Here is a 21,719-nt window from a genome sequence, read left to right as displayed (position 1 = left end):
TGACAGCGATTCGGATTCGGACAGCGATTCTGACTCGGATTCTGACTCTGACAGCGACTCGGATTCGGACAGCGACTCTGACTCTGACAGCGACTCTGACTCTGACAGCGACTCAGACTCTGATAGCGACAGCGATTCGGACTCTGACAGTGACTCGGATTCGGACAGTGACTCGGACTCTGACAGCGACTCGGATTCGGACAGCGACTCTGACTCTGACAGCGATTCGGATTCTGACAGCGACTCAGACTTGGTTGCGAATGACGACTTGGCAACGCTCGATGCCAATATTGATCCAACAACAAGCCCTGTACCTACACAATCTAAGACGTCTGTAGTTCTACCTTCTTATGATGGTTTGATTCTGGACTGGACATGGGCTTCGAACAATGCGTTGCAAGTAGAAGTTCCTCAAGGAACATTGCAGGACTTTAATGTAAATATCAGTGGCTTATATGCTGGTGTGGGTGTTGTTAGTTTAGGCCTCGATGTTCTTCGTCTAAATGAAAACACAGGAGAATATGAGCTTTATGAGCATATTCCAAATGCCGGAACTGCTTTTGCAGCACTTGTAGGATTCTATACAGGTGGCACCACGATTAATGATTTACCTGAAGGTCAATATGCCATTGTCATGACAAATGACCAAGGGCTTAACTTTACAGGTTTAGGCTTCCCAACTTTAACCATTCCATCAGGTGGCGTAGCAACTGATTATGGTGAGGTTGTTGTAAGTGGCAACGTTATTGTTCCTGAAGGTCCAGGGGATGTAGCGGATGTCGATCCTGAAGGTCAGCCACTAGTTGTTACACAAGTAAGTTCTGAGACTGGTAATACATTAACAGTGGATCAATCTGTTAATGGCTTCCAAAAAATAGAAGGTGCTTATGGTGACCTCTATATTGATAAGGATGGGAATTATGAATACATTCGAAATCCGGAAATTCCTAACTCAGTAGGTAAAGTTGATACGTTTACTTATACAATTCAAGATGTTGATGGAAATACAGCGACAGCTAATCTCAATATCCGAATTGATAGTTCTCAAGTAGACATTAACTGGCCAACTGACCCTACTTTGGATGGTACAGTTGATTTAGTTGCTACTAATGATATCAATGGCGCTCAAGTAGATTACACAAACTTTGTTGAAACAAAATCGGCAGATCTTGGTTCAATGACTGCTTCTGTTACTCGAACTGGTAGCTTATTTGGTGGTTATACTTATACGCGTAATCCTGGTACAGATACTTCAGATGTTGTTACCGTAGATGAAAATGCCTCTGCTGTTTTATCTATCAAAGTTACTACAACTGATTCATCTGGCGCTAATAATGATACCTTCGGTTATAGCGTACAAAAATTGGTAGGGGGTAGCTGGCAAACTGTATATGTTTCACCAACTACAACTTATAACCATCCATTCCTAGGTGGGTCGAATGCTACGATCATTGATAATAGTTATTCAATACCAGCGGATAGTGTGGCGACACAATGGCGTGTAGTTTATACAAGTACAGAAAGCAATGAGTCATTCCTTGTTAATGGTACTAATACGACTACGGTACAAACCTCAGTTCAACCAACATTGACACATTACGATGTATTTACTGCTTCTGGAGAATTTACTCCAGCAACAGGTAACATAATTACAGATGATAGTGGTAATGGTACTGATGTGACAGGTGGTGTGGGTACCAAGTTGTTTGTAGAAAATGCAGCTGGCGTATTTGTTGAAGCTACTGGTCAAACTTTGGTTTACAGTAATGGAACATTAAATATTGCTGCTAATGGTACATATACCTTTACTCCAAATGCCACCGCAGATGGAAGTCAAGCTACAAGTTTCAATTATAAACTTATAGCTGCGAATGGCGATGAAAGTAATGTAGCTACATTAACAATTAACTTGGGCAGACATTATGAAACGGGTACTGGAAATGATTTAATTTCTGGTACATCAGGAAATGATGTTTATACAACTGGTACTGGTGCAGATACAGTTATATTCAACCTTCTAAATACTACAGATTCTACAGGTGGAAATGGTTCAGATACCTGGAGTGATTTTAATAAAGCAGAAGGAGATAAAATCGATATAAGTACTTTATTATCAGGTCAGTCTGTTAATAATACAAATATTGGTCAATATGTAACTGCTACTCAAGTAGGTGCGGATACAGTAATTAGTATAGATAGAGATGGAAGTGGAATATCTTATAATTCTACAGAAATCTTAACTCTTAAAAATACTACTACTACGATTGATGAACTACTGCAAAATAGTCAAATATTATTTTAATTTGATTATTTGAAAAAAGAGGATCTACGGATCCTCTTTTTTTATTTTGTTAAATAATTTTGAAATTAAATATGATATGTTATAATAACTTAAAAGATTTTTTAAAGTGATAATATGGAAATTAATACCTATAGTAAATTTGAGGAATTCAAAAAAAAATTAAAAGATTGGTTGTTAATTCAATTAAAAAACCATTCTGAAAGTGAGGGAGGTATATGTGTTTTCTTATCTGTTGGAAATGAGAAAAAACGCTGTGAAGTATGGAATACTTTTGATGAAAATATTAATACTGTATTAAAAAGAATATATTCTTTTTTAGATAATTTTTATTCTAAAAATAGAGGACTACCTGAGTTTTTTAAAATAGATCTTGCATATAATATCAGTGAAGAGAGCTGGGATGATGTTGAGTTTTCTATTTTAAATCAAGAGCATAATAATCATTATAGAAAAGGTATCAGCTTTGATGGAAAGTTTAATCTATGTTTTTTAGAACAAGAAATATATGGTAAAGCTATTATAAAAGGTATTTCATTTGATAAACCTAATTTTTTTGATGAAAAGAATCTTAATGATGCGATAAAAGCAAAATATAAAAATATTACTAAGTATTTTAAATTAGATGATATAAAAAAAGTGTGGGTTTTTGACACTATAGCTGCTTTTTATGAAAAGGGGATGTTTATTGATTTGCAGACTGTAGGTGTAGCAAATGGAATAAGATGTCATTCTAAAATTAATAAGGCTGAGATCAAAGAGATTATTATTAATAATGCCGAGTTTTTGTATAATCAAATTATGGATGATGGTCGCTTTATTTATGGTTATTTCCCCGCTTATGATAGGGAAATTAAAAGCTATAATACTGTTAGACATTGTACATCTTTATATGCATTGTTAGAAACATTAGAACTAGATTTTAATAAAAAATATTTAGATAAAATTGAAAGATCTATGGAGTATGCATTTCAGAAATTTTATAAAATTATAGAAGAAAAAGGATTTATGATTGATGGAGAGCAAGATTTAGAAATAAAATTAGGTTCAAATGCAACTGCAATTTTTATGCTTGCTAAATATCAAGAACTAACTGGTAATGATAAGTATCTTGAAAATGCTGAAATGCTAGCAAAAGGGATACAATATATGATTGATGAACATGGACAAACTAGTCATATTTTAAATTATCCTTCATTAAGTGTAAAAGAGAAATTTAGAATTGTATATTATGATGGTGAAGCTGCTTTAGGGCTTTTACGTTTATATCAGATTAATAAAAATAAAGATTTACTAGATACTGTTAAACTAATGTTTGATAATTTTATTGTTAAAAAATATGATAAATATCATGACCATTGGTTAAGTTATTGTACAAATGAATTAACAAAAATATGCCCTGAAGAAAAATATTTCAGATTTGGAATGAATAATTATCTAAATCACATGGAGTTTATTAAAAATAGAAAAACTGCTTATGCAACATTTTTAGAAATGATGATGTCAGCATATAAAATGGTTTTATATATGCGAGATAATAATTATCTAGAGTTGTTTAATGAAGCTAAATTTGATGAGTTAAAAGAATTAATTAAATATAGAGTTGAGTTTCAGTGTTCTACCGGTTTCTTTTATCCAGAATTAGCAATGTATATGGCTAGGCCAGATAAAGTTAAGAATGCATTCTTTGTTAGACATGATCGTTTTAGAGCACGAATAGATGATCAAGAGCATAATTTATCTGGTTTAGTAGCTTTTTATAACTATTTTGAGTGATATATGAAAAGACAATATATAGAGCTAAAAGAAACCATGGGTGAAAATAATATATTTTTTACTCGTAATGGTAACTCAAGATTTCTTGATGAAGATTTTATTAATTTTTTAGAAAAAGTAGAAATTGAACCTTTTTGTGCATTTTTAGTCGGTAACAACATTTGGAGTATGGGCGCATTTTCTTATAGTTGGTCTCTATTGCCAATTACGACTAAAGTGGGTCGGTATTGCTCCATAGCAGAAGGAGTGAGAGTACTTGGTTTAAGGCATCCTCATGAATGGCTTACAACCTCAGCAACAACATATGATCGAAATTTTATAATTTATCAAAAATATTTAGAAATAAATAAGGTGAATCAAAATGCTCGAAGGTTACCAAATAATCCTGAATTAAAAGGACTGGATATTGGGCATGATGTTTGGATAGGGGCAAGAGCGTTGTTAAAACCAACGATAACTATTGGAAATGGAGCTGTAATTGCAGCAAATTCAGTCGTTACAAAAGATGTACCTCCTTATGCAATTGTCGGTGGCAATCCTGCAAAAATTATAAAATACAGATTTGATGAAGATACTATTAACCGGTTACTAAAATCAAAATGGTGGGAATATGGATTTTCAGATATTCAAAATCTAGAAATAGATAATATTCAACAGTTTTTGATTGAATTTGATTCGAAAAAAAATAATTTAGAAAAAATGAAATTGAAAAAGTTAATAGTGGAGTAAAGTATGAACACTATTATAAATGTAGAAACTAAAGTAATAGGATTAATCGAATTTAATTCAATTATGAAAAAAATTGAGAAAATCTCGGCTAAGTCATTGTCAATCTTTATTGTTGATGAAGAGCACAGCATTGAAGTTTATTCTAAGAGTAAAAATATAAAAATTGTACCAGGGTCTGTTGTAAAGTTATTAACACTGTTTTTGGTGTTTGATTTAAATATTTCTTTAAGAGAAATTGTTAAAATTAAAAAAAATAATTTAATAGTTGGAAGTGGTTATAACTTGTTGGAAAATGATCTTATAACAATTAATGACTTACTTAAAAATATGATGTTTAAGTCAAGTAATACGAGTGCTGAAGTATTAAAGGAAGTAATTGAAGAAAAAACGAATGTTCCTTATGAAGAACATGCAAGCAAAGTAATAAATAGAATTGGGATGAAGCTTACAAATATTGTAAATTCACATGGCTTATATGAAAGTAAACAATATACAACTGTTAATGATTTATTGAAATTAGTTCTTAATATATTAAAGAATAAGAAAATAGAATCTTTCTTATTCTATCCTCATCAAAGTATCGTTGTTCAGCGGAATAGTAATTATATCAATATTGATTTTGATTCAAATGAGAAAACATTTATTAAAACAGGAACACTTTTTCCAAATGTATTTAATAGTGTACAAATAGTAAAAATACGCAATAAATATCTTATTGCTTGTCTAGGGTATTCAAAAGATGATCACAGTAGATTGATTGATCAAGAAATGATTAATGATTTAATTGGAGTAATATAATGTCTATATTTGGAATTTTAAAACCAGCAAAGAACTTAACTGATGTAGAAGAAATCTTCATTATTGTTGCCCAAAGTCGAGGGCATGAAGCTTATGTTTTTACAGCAAAAGATGTATGTTTTGAAACTGAAAAGGTAGTAGGCAAGACTATACTAAATGGAAAAGTTTTAGAAAAAGAATTTAACTTCCCTAATGTAATTCAAAATAGGCTGGCTGTTAAGGCTGAGGATAAGGAAGTTTATTTAAAATTAGCTGAAAAAATTCCTTTTACATCAAATAGAATTGGAACAAAAAAGAATGTTGACCTAAAATTAAAAAAAATTGAAGATATCAATGAATTCTTGATAAGTGTTGAGGACTGTAAAGAGTTTGATGATCTTTTGAATGCAATTCAAAAATATAAGAAAGTGATATTAAAGCCCTTATCGAGTAATCAGGGGAAAGGAATTTTTTCTGTAGAGTTCTTAGATAAAAAATATATTGTAAAGCAGTTGGATAAAAAAAATGAATTCAATAAAAATGAACTTAGACATTTTTTTGATAAAGATATTAAGAATAAAGGTTATTCCCTAAGTAAGTATTTTAATAGTTCTACAAATAATTCACTTAATACAGTTTTTCGCATGCAAATTAGTAGAGGAGCCGGTGGTAAGTGGAAATTAATAAAATTCTTTCCCTATGTAAATATTAATAAAAATATTGACATTACGAATGGTATGCAAGGAGCATTAATCACTACGCGTGAAAAAATGTTTTTAGAGCAATATTATCCAAATTCATTTGAGAAAATTAATAAAAGTATAAAGAAAATTTTCGAAAAATTTCCTCTGGCTTTCCAAAAGCAATATGCATGGCGCTTAGATTCATTAGGTTTAGACTTAGGTATTGATCAGGAAGGGAACATTGCTATATTTGAGGTCAATGCAGGTCCAGGAATTGGATTTATGGCTTACCCTGTAGCAAAAGCTCAGGTTGATTATTATGAGTGGTTACAAGAAAATGCAAAACCACCTTTCAAGAATAACTTTTTACCTATTAATTTAAGATAAGAGGATTATAATGTTAAAGGAAAAGGGTATATATATGCTTTATCCTGCAATTAAGCAGGAAAAGAATGGTCTATTAATTGCACTAATTAAAAGAGCAGATTTATTTAGTAGAAATGGAGTTGAAGTAAATATATGTACTCTTTCTTATAACCCTATGGTTAATCTACTTTATAAAGATTTATATTTAAGTAAATTGTTGGATTTTAAAGTAAATGAAGATATTAATTTTTTAAATTTATACTCTTTTTATCAAAAAAATGAATTTTCAATTAATTTTGAACCTGAAGAGAATTATAAATTTAGCATCGAAGAAAAAAATATTGAAAGTGATAGTTTAGGAAATATTAAGGTCTTTGATGATAAAAATAAACTATGTAAATATTATGTTAAAAATAAGCAAGGGATTTTAAGTCATATAAATATTTTTGAATCTGGGCAAATAGTTAAAAGATTGAAATTTAATGAAAAGGGGATTTTGAGTTCATCACAAGTCTTAGATAGTAATAGATTAGTTATCACAGAAGACTTCTATGATATTAACAACCATCTAGTCTTATCAAGAAATTATAATAAGGAAGGAAAGATAGTTAGTCTATATCTGTATGAAGAGGAGGGTATAATTTCACGAAAGTTTAGTTCAGAAATTGAGTTGTTTGAATATACATTATCTAAAAATAATGTGAACGAGCACAAAGTTTATATTATTGATAGAGCAATAGTTTTTGCAAAAAATATACTATTGAATAAAAAAGAAAATTCTACTGTGATTGGGGTTATTCATGCTGCACATTATTCAAAAGCTAGAGAAAAAAATTCAAAATCTAATGCGCACTACAATAGTTATATTGAGAACTTAGATAAAATAGATCATCTCATTTTTCTAACAGAGAAACAAAAAATAGATTTTAGCGAGAGATTTGGTTCTTATTCTAACTATACAGTTATCCCCCATTTTTATAAAAATACAACATTTGAAAATAGTTTAACTTTACCACAGGAATATCAATGTGTATGTTTGGCAAGATTTGATAAAGTAAAACGGTTAGATCTACTTATTGAATTATTTAGCGAGATTTATAAGAAAATTCCTCAAGCAAAATTAGATATTTATGGCTTCGGTCCCGAGAAAGAAAATTTAAACAAAGTTATAAAAAATAATAATTTGGAAGGTGTTGTACGACTATGTGAATTCGTTTCAGATGTAAGTTCTGTACTCAAAAGAGCAGATCTCATGTTGTTTACTAGTGGATCCGAAGGATTTTGTATGGCTATATTAGATTCTTTGAAGAATAATTGCCCAGTAATTTCTTTTGATATTGATTATGGTCCGAGTGAAATGATTATTAATGACTATAATGGTTATTTGATTGAAGATAACGATACGGAAAAATTTATTAATACTGCTGTAGAATTGTTGAATAATAGAGAAAAAATAAGTTTATTCCATAAAAACTGCGCTAAATCTGTATGGAGATTTAATGATGAAAATAATTTTAAACTATGGAAAAATCTTATTTTTAAATAATATTTTAAAAATTATTTTCATATTTTTGATCTCATCATTTAGCTTGGTATGTCTAGCTGGAGTCAAAGAAAATATGACTATAAAAGACGAGAAAAAATATTATAAATCTGGAAAAATTAGGGTGGTCTATACTCTGAATGAGATAGAGCAGACAGATGCTAATAAAAATAATATTCCAGATTATATAGAAAACATTGCAATTCAAGCTAATGCAACTATAGATGCACTTGACTATCTAGGTTTTGTTAATCCTCTCAATAGTCCAAGATATAGTTCTGAAGTCAATTATATTGATATTCATGTGGTTAACATAAGTTATAATGGTATTGCCTATGATAAACCCTATGTATACAGTTTTGATGGGGCTAAAAGAAATAAGGCTTTGTTGATTAAATTAAATAGTAGATTAAAAAACTTTCCGGGTAATTATTGGACAGTTGTTGCCCATGAGATATTTCATCTCTATCAATATGGTTATAGTCCATTAAAACCAAGTTGGTATCTTGAAGGTATGGCAAACTGGTCAGAAAGATTATTAAGAAAAGATGACATTGATACAAAGGGAAGAGTTCTTTTACCAACAAGTAGTAGCAGTTTACAAAATAATATTTACCAAGTACCTTACAATAAGTTGTGGTATAGATTAGCTTTTTTGACTAAAAAGAATGACAGTCAATTAAATTTACCAGATAGCATAATAAAGCGTACGTATGTTGATGGTAGCTTAGTTTTTAAAGATAAGTCTTTCTCGGGCTATATATTTATGAGAAATTTTTTATCAAATTTATCATTAGTAGCAAGTGACCGAAATGTATTACTTCCATTAAATAGATATAATAATTTTTATAACTCTGCAATAATCATAAAATGTCTTAAAAAAACAATCATAGAATCTGGAATAAAACTAAATTCTGATGAGAAGGATTTTTTAGGTTTGTAATTATTGGTGCCTATAATTTATTTTATTAAACCTTTAAATAATAAATCACCTATATTTAACTAATTTTAGATATAAATATTATAAAATAGGTTTTTATTATTATAATTTTTAATGTCTTTATAAAAGTGTGGTTATTTAAAATCTTAAAAATTTAGTACTTTATTAATTAAAAATTGACTTAAAAAGAGTGTATTTAAAACATAATTTTAAAACATTATTTAAGTTGTGAGTGAGCTTAGTATATGTAAAATAAGGATAATTTTTTTCTATAAAAAATTATTATGAACTTAATTAATTTGTAATTGATAAAGCCTAGTTTTCATGTGAATATAATCTTGAGGATGTTGTTATACAACTTTCTTCATATTTCAGGTTTAAGTGATATTCACTAAGTCCACACCTTACAGGATGTGGACTCTTCTTAATTAATAAAGAATTTAGAATTATGTTTGTTTCTTTTATTATAATTTAAGAGTGTATAGTTGAATTTGACATAAAACTATTATAGTAATATATCTATTATTAATAATCCTAATTCTATAAATTTTAATTTAAGATGGATTTTATAAAAATGGATGATTATATATTTAACATGAGGATTAAAATTAATGAAGAATTTACTTCTATTTAAAATCGTATTTTCATTAACACTAATCTTGACGGGTTGTGTGAATCAGCCATATGGTCATCAATCAGTTTATTCACCACCTTCTATTAATACCATTGCTAGTCATAAATTGTATTTAATATCAGAAAAATCAAACCACCCTAGCTTTGGTACAGGAGAGGTTGCAGAAGATAAAGCCTCTCAATATGCAAGTAATCATAAGAAGACAGTAATTTGTGATAAACATCATTATTATGCTGCCAGTAATGTTACTAGTGATCTGAAACAGACAAAAATTATTTTAGTAAGTGGTGAAGAGATTAATATTTCTAAGTCATGCTGGGTAGAAGATGCAAATCCAAAAAATTCAATTTATGTTTCTAAATCATCTGTTAGTCATGGTTTTTGATAATTAAACAGATAAAAGGAGACTAAGCCTTACTAGCTTGGTCTCATTATAATTCATTCAAATAATTTTTATTTAAAGGTTTAGCTATTTAAAATAAAATAATTAATTTAAGCGATAGCCTGAAAATAATTTTTGTATAATTTTATATTGGAATCTATTTTTTCAATTTTTATTAAGTAGATCTTATTGAAATTTACTTCTTTTCGTTTTGATATATATTCTATAGCTGAGCCAATTTAATTTTTTCATACTTGTTTATTTTATTTAAGTTTAATGTCACTAGAAAAGTAAAAACCTATTTCTTTCATTTTCTCTGCATAGAAGGTAGCATAAGTTCTGGTACTTTTTATTAACTCTGTATCAAAAATAATAATAGTTGGGAAGGGGCCAATTCCTTTCAGAATATAAATATCACCTGTTTCTGAGCCTGTTGAGGATTTCCAGAAAATATCATTCATATTAAACATTTATCATATTTTAAAATAAATAACTTTTCATAATAAATGCTTTAAAACCATAGAGTTGCTTTTGTTAAAAGCTGAAATTTATAAATTTTAAATGGTTGGTTTATTAAGAAATTATTTCATGGAAAGCAACTCTACGATGTAAATATAATCAATAGTAAATCTATATAAATTATATTTTTACATAAAATGTTTTGTTTTAAATTGTTGAAAATAAATATTATTTTTATTGAATTATTTGAGAGTTAACTAATTATGTTTTTATAGGCAGAGTAATAATGATGAAAGACATAAAACTAATTTTAAAGAATTCTAAGAAAAACTAACTTAATATAGAATTAATTATATCCTTTCTCGATAATAGTATCTAAATTTTAAGCATAAAAATAAATAATATATAGTTATATTTCAGTAATTTATCTAATTTTTTGCTTGAAATTTAATTAAGCTTATTTAGGAGACTAATACTATATGATTCATAACTCTTCCTTTTTATATTGTTCCATATGTATGTCATAGATCATTTAATCCAAAATATTTAATAATTACAATGCATTACTTTTCGATGCATTGTTTAAAATTCTTTGAATTACTGTTCTTGTAACTGCAAATTCTTTAGCGAGTGAATATACGCTGTAGCCTTTCTTAAACAATTCAATTACTCTATTTTTTTGTTCATTATTTAATATTTCTGGTCGGCCAACTTTTCTTGTTGGTTTGTGATCCTTGTATTTTTTACTATCAGATTTAAATAATTTCTCAAATTCAGCTGATAACTTTAAAAAATGAAGAAAGAAAATTTTTAAGTCACCATTAATTTCATTTTTAGAGTAATCCAGGCATATTAGTCTGATTTTTTTTTGATCAATTTTATCAACTATTCCTAAAATTTCTTCAAAGCTATTTCCTAAGCAATCCATGCTTTTTATCACTAAAACATCACCTTCTTCTAAAGAATAACTTATTAAATTAAGAAATTTATCTCTATAAGCAATAGATTTATCAACAGATACTTCTTCTACTACTAATCTATTCTTTTGGATTTTATAGCCATACTCACTAAAAAAAGAGATATACCTAGAAAATTCAAATTGCAAATTAGGCTCTATTCTAACATAGGCATATGTACGCATATTAAAACACCAAAATTAAACAAAAACAAAACAAATATTAGCATCTTATTTTTTTAAAAAAAACATGAACTAAATCACAAAAGTGTACTATACAGTGTTTAAAACATAATAATTAAGTACATAGTTAAATCATTACTTTTTTTAAATTTTTATTAACTTCCATAATCATGTTACCTAATAATTTTATTGGTTTGTTGGGTTTAGTGTATTGTATATTAAATTAACTCACTACTTAAACTACTTCTGAATTTAATATAAATTCGATATTAAAATCTAGTTTTATTTTTTATTTGAATTAATTTGAGTACATAAAATATAGCAAAGTAATAAGTTGTTAGTTGTAAGATTATTGATGTTTTTGATAGGTGTTTGATTCTTAATAATTTGTATGTTGATTTTATTTTGTTTTTGATTGTGTGTTTAAATTTATTGGAAATTTAATACATAGGTTTAAAACAATTTTAGATGATATATTATACAAAATAATTGGTTTATTATAATCAATGTGTTTGTGATTTTTAAATACTTTTTATTTAAAATGGATGTTTGATTTAATGTCTTGTGATATTTGAGGTCTTGTTGATTATTATAATGCTGATATTTAAGGCTGAAACGGATAATTGATTTACCGGTTAATTGTTTTTTTATTGATATAATATTTTTTTATATTATATTTTTGAATTTTTTTGGTGGTAGAAATATAAGAAAAATTATATTAGTATAAAAGTATAAATTTAAGACATTAATTATATAACAAACAATAAGTGAAGCTCTAAAAGTATCTAAAAGAAATGCTTTGATTTGAACATACTTTGGAAATGCACTTCACATGACTCTAAGGGATGGGGGGAGCATGCGTATTTATGCTTATATGAGGGTCAATTCTAATATTGATGAATTAGTCAAAGAAAAAGAATCTTTTATTTCATTGTTAAATACTTTTAATCATAAAGTTTCATATAGTAGAGTAGTACTGGAATTGGCTTCAGTTGATAAGTCTATTACTTTACGGACTATTTTTTTTAATTTGATTAACTATTCTTTAGAAGAGGATGATTTTTTAATTGTTAAAGGAATTGACTGTTTAGGGAATAGTTTTAAAGAAATATTATCTACAATTATATTGATTGAAAAAAAACAAATTAAATTGATTATATTGGAATATTTTAATTGTGAGTTGAAAGAAAGTATTAGAAATAATTTTATTAATTTTATAGAAATTTGCATTAGTTTTGAAAAACTTTTCTTGCTCGACCAATCTACACAAAAGAATCATAGATTATCTAAAAAAGTAGGGAGACCTGAAAAATTAACAAATGAACAAAAACAGGAAGTTATTAATAAATTTAAAAAAGGATTTAGTGTATATTCTTTAGCTAAAGATCTTGCTGTATCAAGGACTGTAATACAAAGAATACTTGGAAAATCCAGTGAATAGCTATAAAGATTAATATGGGATTAATAATTGATTGAAATATTTTTATTGACTATTTTAGTGAATTTTTATGCATTAAATTGTGTTTTATTTTTTAATTTAATACTTATTAAATAATATCTTAATTTTAAAATTAAATTCATATTGATGTTTTCTTTTTTTTATTGATATTGTTATGTGGATTTTTTTAACCCAATTTTAATTTATTGAAAGTTTTATTACTTAACTATGCAATTAATTTATATGATGGGGTAATTTGAAGTATGGATATGAGTATTGATTCAGATAAATGGAAATGTTCTGTATGTAATGGTTTTATAGCAGTTGATCATTCAAAAATTCAAGAAGAAGATGCAGTACAATTTGTATTTAGACGAATAAATAATAATGATTCCTTCTACTTTATTTATAGAGTTGGTTTGGTCGTTGATCGAAAAGAAAAGTTACTAATTATTAAGTACAAGAATAGGCTATATAAATCTCTCGATAGTGATACGTATCCTGTAAGTGCTCCAGCTCTTATTGTCTATAATATGTTTTGGATTTGTGGTTGTTAGTTTTTGAATATTAAAAAGATGCTTATTTTTTGTTTAGTTAAAACTACTCTGGGTTTTTATTGTTGTAATTTATGTTGTTGATTTTTAAAATTTATTTTAAATTTTTTGTATATGGGTTCTGTTTGAGCTAGTGAATTATACTTTAAATAAAAAACCGCTATCAATAGCGGTTTTTATTGTTTGGCAGATGCTTAAACTTACCAGCTTAATGCACCACCAGTTTGGTAGTCAGTTACGCGCGTTTCAAAGAAGTTCTTCTCTTTACGTAAGTCCATCATCTCAGACATCCACGCAAATGGATTCGTTACACCAGCAAATTGCTCTGGTAAACCTAACTGAGATAAACGGCGGTTACAGATGAATTTCAAATATTCTTCCATCATGCTTGCATTCATACCCAATACACCACGTGGCATCGTGTCACGAGCATATTCGATTTCAAGCATTGTGCCTTCAACAATCATTTGAACCACTTCTTGTTGGAACTCTGCGCTCCAAAGGTGAGGGTTCTCAATCTTGATCTGGTTAATCATGTCGATACCAAAGTTCAAGTGCATAGATTCATCACGTAAGATGTATTGGAATTGCTCAGCAACACCGTTCATCTTGTTACGACGACCCATACTCAAAATTTGAGTAAAGCCACAGTAGAAGAAGATCCCTTCAAGAACACAGTAGAACGCGATCAAGTTACGAAGTAAACGTTGGTCGTTTTCAGGTGTTCCTGTGTGGAAATTAGGATCTGTTAAAGATTGAGTATATTTCAATCCCCACGCTGCTTTACGCGCAACAGATGGAACTTCACGGTACATGTTGAAGACTTCGCCTTCATCCATACCTAAAGATTCGATACAGTATTGGTAAGCGTGAGTGTGAATCGCTTCTTCAAATGCTTGACGCAAGATGTACTGACGGCATTCAGGGTTAGTAATGTGGCGGTAAATTGCCAATACTAAGTTGTTTGCAACTAAAGAGTCCGCAGTCGAGAAGAAACCTAAAGAACGCATAACAATCGTACGCTCATCTTCAGTTAAGCCGTTTTCAGACTTCCAAAGCGCGATGTCTAGGTTCATGTTTACTTCTTGCGGCATCCAGTGGTTTGCACACCCGTCAAGATATTTTTGCCAAGCCCACTCATATTTAAATGGAACAAGCTGGTTCAAGTCTGCACGACAGTTAATCATGGCTTTGTCGTCAACTTGAACACGTTGTGCGCCCATTTCTAGTTCTTCAAGGCCAGGAGCAACATCTAAATGTTCTAAGGCTGCAGAGGCTCTAGCCACCGTATCGGAGGCAACTGTTGGTCGCACGGAATGGGTTCCAGCGGATTGTGAAGTTGCCAAGCTCTGCGATGATGACTCCGCAGAAGATACATTCTGCGAATTAGTCGTTTTTTCCGAATTGACGGGCGCAGACTTGAGTTCAGGAGCAGCCGGTTTTTGCGAATCATCTTCAAAATCGTCCCAACTAAGGATAGACATTTTTGTTCTCTCTTCGTTGTGTATATCTATATTTGACATCTCTTAAACGAAGATGTCCCTACTATACGCTTTTAATGTGTAAACAAAATTAAGTTTTATTGAGGTATGACCAAATTTTGGGCCTTTGGTCTCTACTACTTATTTTGCTTACGCTGTTGCTTACGTATTGTAAAAAATGCGTAAACCAGTGGCATATAAAAGAAAAGAAAGGCAAAGATTAAAACTCCAACACCAAGCATATAGTTATGGCTGAGATGAGAAAGCATAATCTTTACCTCTTGTAAAATTGCTCTTTAGTGAAAAAGAGCAATTTTATTGAATATTATTGGCAAGCTTCACAATCAGGATTGTCAATTGAACAAGCCATTGGAACTGGAGCTGCTTGGGTAAAACCATCTTCTTCAACTGCTTCAGGCTTTTTCGCTTCTACAACAGGGGCAGCAACTGGAGCCGCTTCAACAGTCGCAGGTTTAACTGCGTTTAAAGCACCTGTGTTGATTGTAGATTTTTCAGCAGAAGTTGCACCTAAAGCTCGGAGGTAGTAAGTCGTCTTAAGACCACGTAACCATGCCATCTTATACGTGATGTCAAGTTTCTTACCGTTTGCGCCAGCAATGTAAAGGTTAAGCGACTGAGCTTGATCGATCCATTTTTGACGGCGTGATGCAGCATCAACGATCCAGCGTGTGTCTACTTCAAACGCAGTTGCAAAGATTGCTTTTAATTCTTCAGGAATACGAGCAATTTTTTGTACTGAACCTTCGAAGTGTTTCAAGTCATTAACCATCACTGTGTCCCAAAGACCACGTTCTTTTAATGCGCGAACGAGGTATGGGTTAATGACAGTGAATTCACCAGACAAGTTAGATTTCACATATAAGTTCTGGAATGTTGGCTCGATTGACTGAGAAACACCACAAATGTTAGAGATGGTTGCAGTAGGAGCAATCGCCATCACATTTGAGTTACGCATACCGTCTTTTTGAACTTTGGCACGTAAAGTGTCCCAGTCTAAACGTTGAGTACGGTCAACTTCGAACATACGCTCTGGACGAGATTTCGCAACAATTTCTAAAGAGTCGATTGGAAGGATACCTTGATCCCACAATGAGCCTTTGAATGTTGAGTAAGCACCACGTTCAACAGCCAAGTTGCTTGAAGTTTCAATCGCGTAGTAGCTAATCACTTCCATTGATTCATCAGCAAAATCAATAGCAGCATCTGAACCGTAAGCGATGTTCATTTCATATAGAGCATCTTGGAAGCCCATAATACCCATACCCACAGGGCGGTGTTTCAAGTTCGAGTTTTTCGCTTGTGGTACAGCGTAGTAGTTAATGTCGATAACGTTATCAAGCATGCGTACTGCTGTTTTAATTGTGCGAGCTAACTTCTCACGGTCTAACACACCACCTTGAACGTGTTGTACAAGGTTGATCGAGCCCAAGTTACATACTGCAATTTCGTCTTGATTTGTGTTCAAGGTAATTTCAGTACATAAGTTAGATGAGTGAACTACACCAACATGTTGTTGTGGTGAACGTAAGTTACATACGTCTTTGAATGTAATCCACGGGTGACCAGTTTCGAACAACATAGAAAGCATTTTGCGCCATAAGTCTTTAGCACGTACTTTCTTGTGTAGCATGTTTGTTTCTTTTGCTACAGACTCATAGTAAGCATAACGCTCAGCAAATTCAGCACCAGTTAGATCGTGCAAGTCTGGAGTTTCAGAAGGCGTAAATAATGTCCATTCACCATCTTCAAATACACGTTGCATAAACAAGTCTGGAACCCAGTTCGCAGTGTTCATATCATGTGTACGGCGACGGTCATCACCAGTGTTTTTACGAAGTTCTAAAAATTCTTCGATGTCTAAGTGCCAAGTTTCTAAGTATGCACATACTGCACCTTTACGCTTACCACCTTGGTTTACCGCAACGGCTGTATCGTTCGCAACTTTCAAGAACGGAACAACACCCTGAGACTTACCGTTTGTACCCTTAATATAAGAGTTCAATGCGCGTACAGGTGTCCAGTCATTACCTAAACCGCCAGCCCATTTAGAAAGCATTGCGTTGTCTCGCATTGCGCCATAAATGTCATAAAGGTCATCGCCAATCGTTGTTAAGTAACAACTAGAAAGCTGTGGACGTAACGTACCTGAGTTAAACAGGGTAGGCGTAGACGCCATGTAGTCGAAGCTAGACAATAAGTTATAGAACTCGATTGCACGTTCTTCTTTATTTTGCTCATTTAACGTAAGACCCATCGACACACGCATAAAGAATAATTGCGGTAATTCGAAGCGAACGCCGTTTGAGTGAATGAAGTAACGGTCAAATAAAGTCTGTAAACCTAAGTAGGTAAACTGATTAGAGCGTTCTGGTTGAATTGCTGCTGCAAGTTTCTCTAAATCGAAATCAAGCAAGTCTGGTGAAAGCAAATCAAGCTCTACACCTTTTTTCAAAAAGGCTTCGAGTGCAGTGTTTTCAGGAGTATCTGTAGGTAAGCCTAAGAACGCTAAACCTGTGCTCACTAATTCACTAGAAAGCAAACGTGCAGTCACGTAAGTATAGTTTGGTTCTTGTTCAATACGAGTACGTGTTGCCATCATCATCGTAGTGGCAATATCAGTCTCTTTTACGCCGTTATATAAGTTTTTAACGGTTTCATCGACAATAGCCTGAACATCAATACCTTCCAAACCTTCAGCTGCTTTAGCAATAGTTGCTTGCAATGCACTTAAATCAAGTGGCTGAAGCTGACCGTTTGCATCGGTCACTTGTAACGTCGGATGGTGGTTTGAGTTCGTTTGCTGACGAGCAGTCGTACGTTGTTCGCGGTAAATCACGTAAGCGCGGGCAACTTTCTGTTCTCCGGTACGCATTAAAGCAAGTTCAACCTGATCTTGAATTTCTTCAATATGGATCGTACCGCCCGATGGTAAACGGCGAGTGAAAGTATTTAATACCATTTCCGTTAGTTGGGTAATACGGTCGTGAATACGGCTTGAATCCGAACTCTGTTGACCTTCCACAGCAAGAAAAGCTTTACCAATCGCAACAGAAATTTTCTCTGCATCAAATGCAGCAACATCTCCAGTGCGTTTGATCACCTGAATTTGACCGGGAGTCGAAGTAATTACGCTCATGCCAGCATAGCTCCATTGTCACTTTTGTTATGTTTATAGACCGTTTGAACCGAGCAAAAAGTATGCCACGATATTTGAGGGATAAACACAAGACTTAGTAGTTAAAGTTTATTTTGAACACAAGATACGGGATTTTTCATAGCAGATCAATCTTGACTTTTTAGTAATTTTTTATCTGTATGATTTGATGGGAGATAGCATAGCAAAGCAATCAAAAAACACTTATAGATAACTTTGTGGATAACTCAAAAAACAAGCACTTAAATACAATTAAAGTAGTTAAAGAAATAATTTGTTTAATATTCATACATTGGAAATATGAATAGAATATGAAATTTAATAACAATAACTAAATGTTAAAAACACGAGAAAATTCAAAGGTTAATAAAATGCAACAAAACATGGTTGTCATGTATCAGTTTGGTGAACGCCTACTTGTTTACAATGTAAACGTGTGTATATTGCAAATGATAAACGAATGTATCTGCAAGATTTTTAAGATGCATGTAATGAGATTTATAGGGGCAATGATATGAGCCAAGAAGAAAAGTTACCAAAGATTCTGATCGTTGAAGACGACGAGCGTTTAGCACGATTAACTCAAGAGTATTTAATCCGCAACGGCTTGGAAGTTGGTGTAGAAACTGATGGTAACCGTGCAATTCGTCGTATTATTAGTGAACAACCAGATCTAGTGGTTCTGGATGTCATGTTGCCGGGTGCCGATGGCTTAACCGTTTGTCGTGAAGTTCGTCCACATTATCATCAACCGATTCTTATGTTGACTGCACGTACAGAAGATATGGATCAGGTACTTGGCCTTGAAATGGGAGCGGATGACTATGTCGCTAAACCAGTTCAGCCACGCGTACTTTTAGCGCGTATCCGTGCGTTATTACGTCGTACAGATAAAACTGTAGAAGACGAAGTTGCACAACGTATCGAGTTTGATGACCTTGTGATTGATAATGGCGGCCGTTCAGTAACGTTGCATGGTGAGCTTGTTGATTTCACTAGCGCAGAATATGACCTATTATGGTTGCTTGCATCAAATGCCGGCCGTATCTTATCGCGTGAAGATATCTTCGAACGTTTACGCGGTATTGAATACGATGGTCAGGACCGTTCAATCGATGTCCGTATCTCACGTATTCGTCCAAAAATTGGCGATGATCCTGAAAATCCAAAGCGTATTAAAACAGTACGTAGTAAAGGTTACTTGTTCGTTAAAGAAACCAATGGGTTATAAGATCTGCATAAACTTCCTATAAGGTTGGTCGAGTGTTTAAACACAGCATATTCCTGCGAATATATGCGGGACTGGTAATTCTTGTTGTTTTGGTTGCCGTTTTTGGTTATTTGCTTGTACAAATCATCAATTATCAACGGGCACAAGAATACCGAGAGTCTTTAACTGATGGTATTTCTTATGTCATTAGTGAGGGAGTCGCTCGACAACCGGGGAAGCAACAGAAAATAGACTGGGTTTCAGATGCATCTGATTTATTGGAACTTCCAATTTATTACACTGATGCGAGCAAGGTTGAGTTATCTCGTACCGAGAAAAAACGGATCGAAGCTCAAAAATCTGTTGTCCGTTACGATGCCAGTAATAGTATTGCGTATATTATTATTGGCTTACGTGATGATCCTCAGCACTTTTTATCTATAAAAGTGGACAAAATTAGTGAGCGCCAAATGAAGGCTCTCCCTATTTTTGTACTTGATTATCTAATGTTTTATCCGGGGCAAGAACAAGAATACCTTGCCAAGATTCAAAAACATTTCTCATATCCAATTAATATCTACAATATTCAAGATGTTAATCTGGATTCCGAGCAAATTGGCCGTTTACGCCAAGACCAAAGTGTCATGTTGTACAAAGATAGTGCAACAATGCGTGGCACGACCATTTCGATCGTATCTCCAATACCCAATCATCCTGCACAAGTTTTAGTTCTTGGGCCGGTTCCCATGTTTAACTGGATGCCTTTACAGCTTTCTGCCGGAATTACCTTATTTAGCCTATTCCTGTTGAGTTTAGGTGTTTATGGTCTTATCTTGCCGCTTGAGCGTAAAATTCGCCAAGTACGTTATGCGTTAAACCGTATGAAGTCAGGCGATCTGTCATTGCGTGTTCCTATTGAAGGAAGTGACGAAATGGCAAACTTGGCATCAAGTTATAACAACATGTCTGATCATATTCAGCGTTTAATCGAGGCTCAGCGAGAGTTGATGAGAGCAGTATCTCATGAACTAAGAACACCGGTTGCCCGTATACGCTTTGGTACAGAAATGTTGGCAGAAGAAGATGATTACAACCATCGTATGCATCAGGTCGATATGATTGATAAAGATATTGAGGCGCTCAATACCTTAATTGATGAAATTATGACTTATGCGAAACTAGAGCAGGGTACACCTTCATTAGATTTTGCTGAAATTGCTCTATTCGATGTATTAGATCAGGTTGTGGTAGAAACCGAAGCTTTAAAAACGCAGAAAGAAATTGAACTTGTTGCTCCCCCTGTTTATTTGAAAGTAGATGCAGAGCGTCGTTATTTACATCGGGTTGTTCAAAACTTGGTAGGTAACGCTGTTCGTTATTGTGATAACAAAGTTCGTATTACAGGTGGTATTCACAGCGATGGCATGGCCTTTGTTTGTGTTGAAGATGATGGCGCCGGAATTCCGGAACAAGATCGTCAAAGAGTATTTGAAGCCTTTGCTCGTTTAGATGATAGCCGTACTCGTGCGTCGGGTGGCTATGGTCTAGGGTTGTCTATTGTAAGCCGTATTGCTTATTGGTTCGGTGGTGAAATTAAAGTAGATGAAAGTCCTACCTTAGGTGGAGCTCGCTTTATCATGACATGGCCTGCAAAACGCTTTAAACAACCTCCTTTGAAAGCCAATAAAAAAGCACCTTCATAAAGGTGCTTTTTTATTGAATTACTTATAATCGAGTTGCATCCGGTTCCAAAATAGGTTTTCCGCTTCTTAAGCTGCTCAACGCATCGGAATTAAAGTCGATCAGTAATGAATTATTTTTTGCATCAATCTGGTATTTTTGAATAAGAGGTTGATCTCCATTAAGCGTTTCTATTTTATATTCATCCGCAATATGCAAAATACCTTCTAGGTTTGTTGTTGTTGACGCAAAATCCTGCCTAAATATTTCATAGACATCTCGCAAGTCAAAAATTGCATTGTTAGCATCTGGATGTTTGTGAATATAGCTTTCTATATGTCGCACAAGTAACTGCGCAAACAAGTAGTAGTTTGGTTTATGCGTATATTCTAGAGTCATGCATTTTTCTCCTTATTATCTGTTATTAGCATACATGGCAAAATATAGGATATTGT

At 32.4% G+C, this 21,719-nt stretch carries 19 protein-coding genes; 13 read left to right on the top strand and 6 right to left on the bottom strand.

Annotated features, from left to right (window positions below; translation table 11 throughout):
* The 8 genes from F936_RS15725 to F936_RS15690 form a co-directional block, all read left to right on the top strand.
* A partial coding sequence (locus tag F936_RS15725) for a type I secretion C-terminal target domain-containing protein (protein ID WP_005048786.1) occupies positions 1–2,302 on the top strand: 2,302 nt, incomplete at its 5' end.
* A 114-nt stretch (positions 2,303–2,416) separates the two neighbouring features.
* Entirely contained in the window at positions 2,417–4,075 is a 1,659-nt protein-coding gene (locus tag F936_RS15720; protein ID WP_005048784.1) for a hypothetical protein, read from the top strand.
* Between the two features lie 3 nt (positions 4,076–4,078).
* Entirely contained in the window at positions 4,079–4,804 is a 726-nt protein-coding gene (locus tag F936_RS15715; protein WP_005048781.1) for a CatB-related O-acetyltransferase, read from the top strand.
* 3 nt (positions 4,805–4,807) lie between these two features.
* On the top strand, positions 4,808–5,602 hold the full coding sequence (locus F936_RS15710; protein WP_005048778.1) for a serine hydrolase: 795 nt from the start codon (positions 4,808–4,810) through the stop codon (positions 5,600–5,602).
* Positions 5,602–6,651 carry a YheC/YheD family protein gene (locus F936_RS15705; protein ID WP_005048776.1) on the top strand — a complete coding sequence of 350 codons (1,050 nt, stop codon included), beginning with the start codon at positions 5,602–5,604 and terminating at the stop codon, positions 6,649–6,651. The genes F936_RS15710 and F936_RS15705 overlap by 1 nt, the downstream gene beginning before the upstream one ends.
* Before the next feature lie 10 nt (positions 6,652–6,661).
* Positions 6,662–8,176, top strand: coding sequence for a glycosyltransferase (locus F936_RS15700; protein ID WP_005048774.1), 1,515 nt, complete (start codon positions 6,662–6,664; stop codon positions 8,174–8,176).
* Positions 8,130–9,116 (top strand): hypothetical protein, encoded by a 987-nt coding sequence (locus F936_RS15695; RefSeq protein WP_005048772.1) that lies wholly within the window; start codon positions 8,130–8,132, stop codon positions 9,114–9,116. Before F936_RS15700 ends, F936_RS15695 begins: the two co-directional genes overlap by 47 nt.
* A gap of 608 nt (positions 9,117–9,724) precedes the next feature.
* Entirely contained in the window at positions 9,725–10,132 is a 408-nt protein-coding gene (locus tag F936_RS15690) for a hypothetical protein (protein ID WP_005048769.1), read from the top strand.
* A gap of 260 nt (positions 10,133–10,392) precedes the next feature.
* Here the strand turns inward: F936_RS15690 and F936_RS15685 are convergent, their stop codons facing one another.
* Both F936_RS15685 and F936_RS15680 read right to left on the bottom strand, forming a co-directional pair.
* Positions 10,393–10,590 (bottom strand): hypothetical protein, encoded by a 198-nt coding sequence (locus tag F936_RS15685; protein ID WP_227505617.1) that lies wholly within the window; start codon positions 10,588–10,590, stop codon positions 10,393–10,395.
* 551 nt (positions 10,591–11,141) lie between these two features.
* On the bottom strand, positions 11,142–11,729 hold the full coding sequence (locus F936_RS15680) for a recombinase family protein (RefSeq protein WP_004641449.1): 588 nt from the start codon (positions 11,727–11,729) through the stop codon (positions 11,142–11,144).
* Positions 11,730–12,582: 853 nt separating this feature from the next.
* Between F936_RS15680 and F936_RS15675 the strand changes: the two genes are divergently transcribed.
* On the top strand, positions 12,583–13,167 hold the full coding sequence (locus F936_RS15675; protein ID WP_005048763.1) for a hypothetical protein: 585 nt from the start codon (positions 12,583–12,585) through the stop codon (positions 13,165–13,167).
* A 260-nt stretch (positions 13,168–13,427) separates the two neighbouring features.
* Positions 13,428–13,721 carry a hypothetical protein gene (locus F936_RS15670; RefSeq protein WP_005048761.1) on the top strand — a complete coding sequence of 98 codons (294 nt, stop codon included), beginning with the start codon at positions 13,428–13,430 and terminating at the stop codon, positions 13,719–13,721.
* A 197-nt stretch (positions 13,722–13,918) separates the two neighbouring features.
* On the opposite strand, the gene F936_RS15665 is transcribed toward F936_RS15670, so the two are convergent.
* The 3 genes from F936_RS15665 to F936_RS15660 form a co-directional block, all read right to left on the bottom strand.
* A complete protein-coding gene (locus F936_RS15665) occupies positions 13,919–15,202 on the bottom strand; it encodes a ribonucleotide-diphosphate reductase subunit beta (RefSeq protein WP_003653492.1) in 1,284 nt (427 codons plus the stop codon).
* Between the two features lie 134 nt (positions 15,203–15,336).
* Positions 15,337–15,468: a hypothetical protein gene (locus tag F936_RS19055; protein ID WP_003653490.1), complete on the bottom strand. Its 132-nt coding sequence runs from the start codon at positions 15,466–15,468 to the stop codon at positions 15,337–15,339.
* Positions 15,469–15,524: 56 nt separating this feature from the next.
* Positions 15,525–18,356 (bottom strand): ribonucleoside-diphosphate reductase subunit alpha, encoded by a 2,832-nt coding sequence (locus F936_RS15660; RefSeq protein ID WP_003653489.1) that lies wholly within the window; start codon positions 18,354–18,356, stop codon positions 15,525–15,527.
* Between the two features lie 353 nt (positions 18,357–18,709).
* Between F936_RS15660 and F936_RS15655 the strand changes: the two genes are divergently transcribed.
* Genes F936_RS15655 through bfmS form a run of 3 tightly spaced genes read left to right on the top strand, consistent with a single transcriptional unit; the run spans position 18,710 to position 21,287 of the window.
* Complete coding sequence (locus tag F936_RS15655; protein WP_016801725.1) at positions 18,710–18,892, top strand: hypothetical protein; 183 nt, start codon at positions 18,710–18,712, stop codon at positions 18,890–18,892.
* Positions 18,889–19,605: a response regulator transcription factor BfmR gene (gene bfmR / locus F936_RS15650; protein ID WP_003653488.1), complete on the top strand. Its 717-nt coding sequence runs from the start codon at positions 18,889–18,891 to the stop codon at positions 19,603–19,605. Before F936_RS15655 ends, bfmR begins: the two co-directional genes overlap by 4 nt.
* 32 nt (positions 19,606–19,637) lie before the next feature.
* On the top strand, positions 19,638–21,287 hold the full coding sequence (gene bfmS / locus F936_RS15645; RefSeq protein WP_005048758.1) for a sensor histidine kinase BfmS: 1,650 nt from the start codon (positions 19,638–19,640) through the stop codon (positions 21,285–21,287).
* Positions 21,288–21,309: 22 nt separating this feature from the next.
* Here the strand turns inward: bfmS and F936_RS15640 are convergent, their stop codons facing one another.
* The gene (locus F936_RS15640; RefSeq protein WP_003653485.1) at positions 21,310–21,663 is read right to left on the bottom strand and encodes a hypothetical protein; all 354 of its coding nucleotides are present in this window, start codon (positions 21,661–21,663) and stop codon (positions 21,310–21,312) included.
* Positions 21,664–21,719 lie beyond the last annotated feature (56 nt).

The organism is Acinetobacter calcoaceticus DSM 30006 = CIP 81.8 (assembly GCF_000368965.1).
Taxonomy (GTDB): Bacteria; Pseudomonadota; Gammaproteobacteria; order Pseudomonadales; family Moraxellaceae; genus Acinetobacter; species Acinetobacter calcoaceticus.
This window is presented reverse-complemented; position numbering and strand designations above follow the sequence as displayed.

Bases quoted from the DNA above. Each gene is read 5' to 3' on its own strand.
- F936_RS15715 (WP_005048781.1), top strand. From the start codon at position 4,079: ATGAAAAGACAATATATAGAGCTAAAAGAAACCATGGGTGAAAATAAT.
- F936_RS15680 (WP_004641449.1), bottom strand. From the start codon at position 11,729: ATGCGTACATATGCCTATGTTAGAATAGAGCCTAATTTGCAATTTGAA.
- F936_RS15670 (WP_005048761.1), top strand. From the start codon at position 13,428: ATGGATATGAGTATTGATTCAGATAAATGGAAATGTTCTGTATGTAAT.
- F936_RS15655 (WP_016801725.1), top strand. From the start codon at position 18,710: ATGTTAAAAACACGAGAAAATTCAAAGGTTAATAAAATGCAACAAAAC.
- F936_RS19055 (WP_003653490.1), bottom strand. From the start codon at position 15,468: ATGCTTTCTCATCTCAGCCATAACTATATGCTTGGTGTTGGAGTTTTA.
- F936_RS15710 (WP_005048778.1), top strand. From the start codon at position 4,808: ATGAACACTATTATAAATGTAGAAACTAAAGTAATAGGATTAATCGAA.
- F936_RS15660 (WP_003653489.1), bottom strand. From the start codon at position 18,356: ATGAGCGTAATTACTTCGACTCCCGGTCAAATTCAGGTGATCAAACGC.
- bfmR (WP_003653488.1), top strand. From the start codon at position 18,889: ATGAGCCAAGAAGAAAAGTTACCAAAGATTCTGATCGTTGAAGACGAC.
- F936_RS15665 (WP_003653492.1), bottom strand. From the start codon at position 15,202: ATGTCTATCCTTAGTTGGGACGATTTTGAAGATGATTCGCAAAAACCG.
- F936_RS15685 (WP_227505617.1), bottom strand. From the start codon at position 10,590: ATGAATGATATTTTCTGGAAATCCTCAACAGGCTCAGAAACAGGTGAT.
- F936_RS15720 (WP_005048784.1), top strand. From the start codon at position 2,417: ATGGAAATTAATACCTATAGTAAATTTGAGGAATTCAAAAAAAAATTA.
- F936_RS15700 (WP_005048774.1), top strand. From the start codon at position 6,662: ATGTTAAAGGAAAAGGGTATATATATGCTTTATCCTGCAATTAAGCAG.
- F936_RS15640 (WP_003653485.1), bottom strand. From the start codon at position 21,663: ATGACTCTAGAATATACGCATAAACCAAACTACTACTTGTTTGCGCAG.
- F936_RS15705 (WP_005048776.1), top strand. From the start codon at position 5,602: ATGTCTATATTTGGAATTTTAAAACCAGCAAAGAACTTAACTGATGTA.
- F936_RS15695 (WP_005048772.1), top strand. From the start codon at position 8,130: ATGATGAAAATAATTTTAAACTATGGAAAAATCTTATTTTTAAATAAT.
- F936_RS15690 (WP_005048769.1), top strand. From the start codon at position 9,725: ATGAAGAATTTACTTCTATTTAAAATCGTATTTTCATTAACACTAATC.
- F936_RS15675 (WP_005048763.1), top strand. From the start codon at position 12,583: ATGCGTATTTATGCTTATATGAGGGTCAATTCTAATATTGATGAATTA.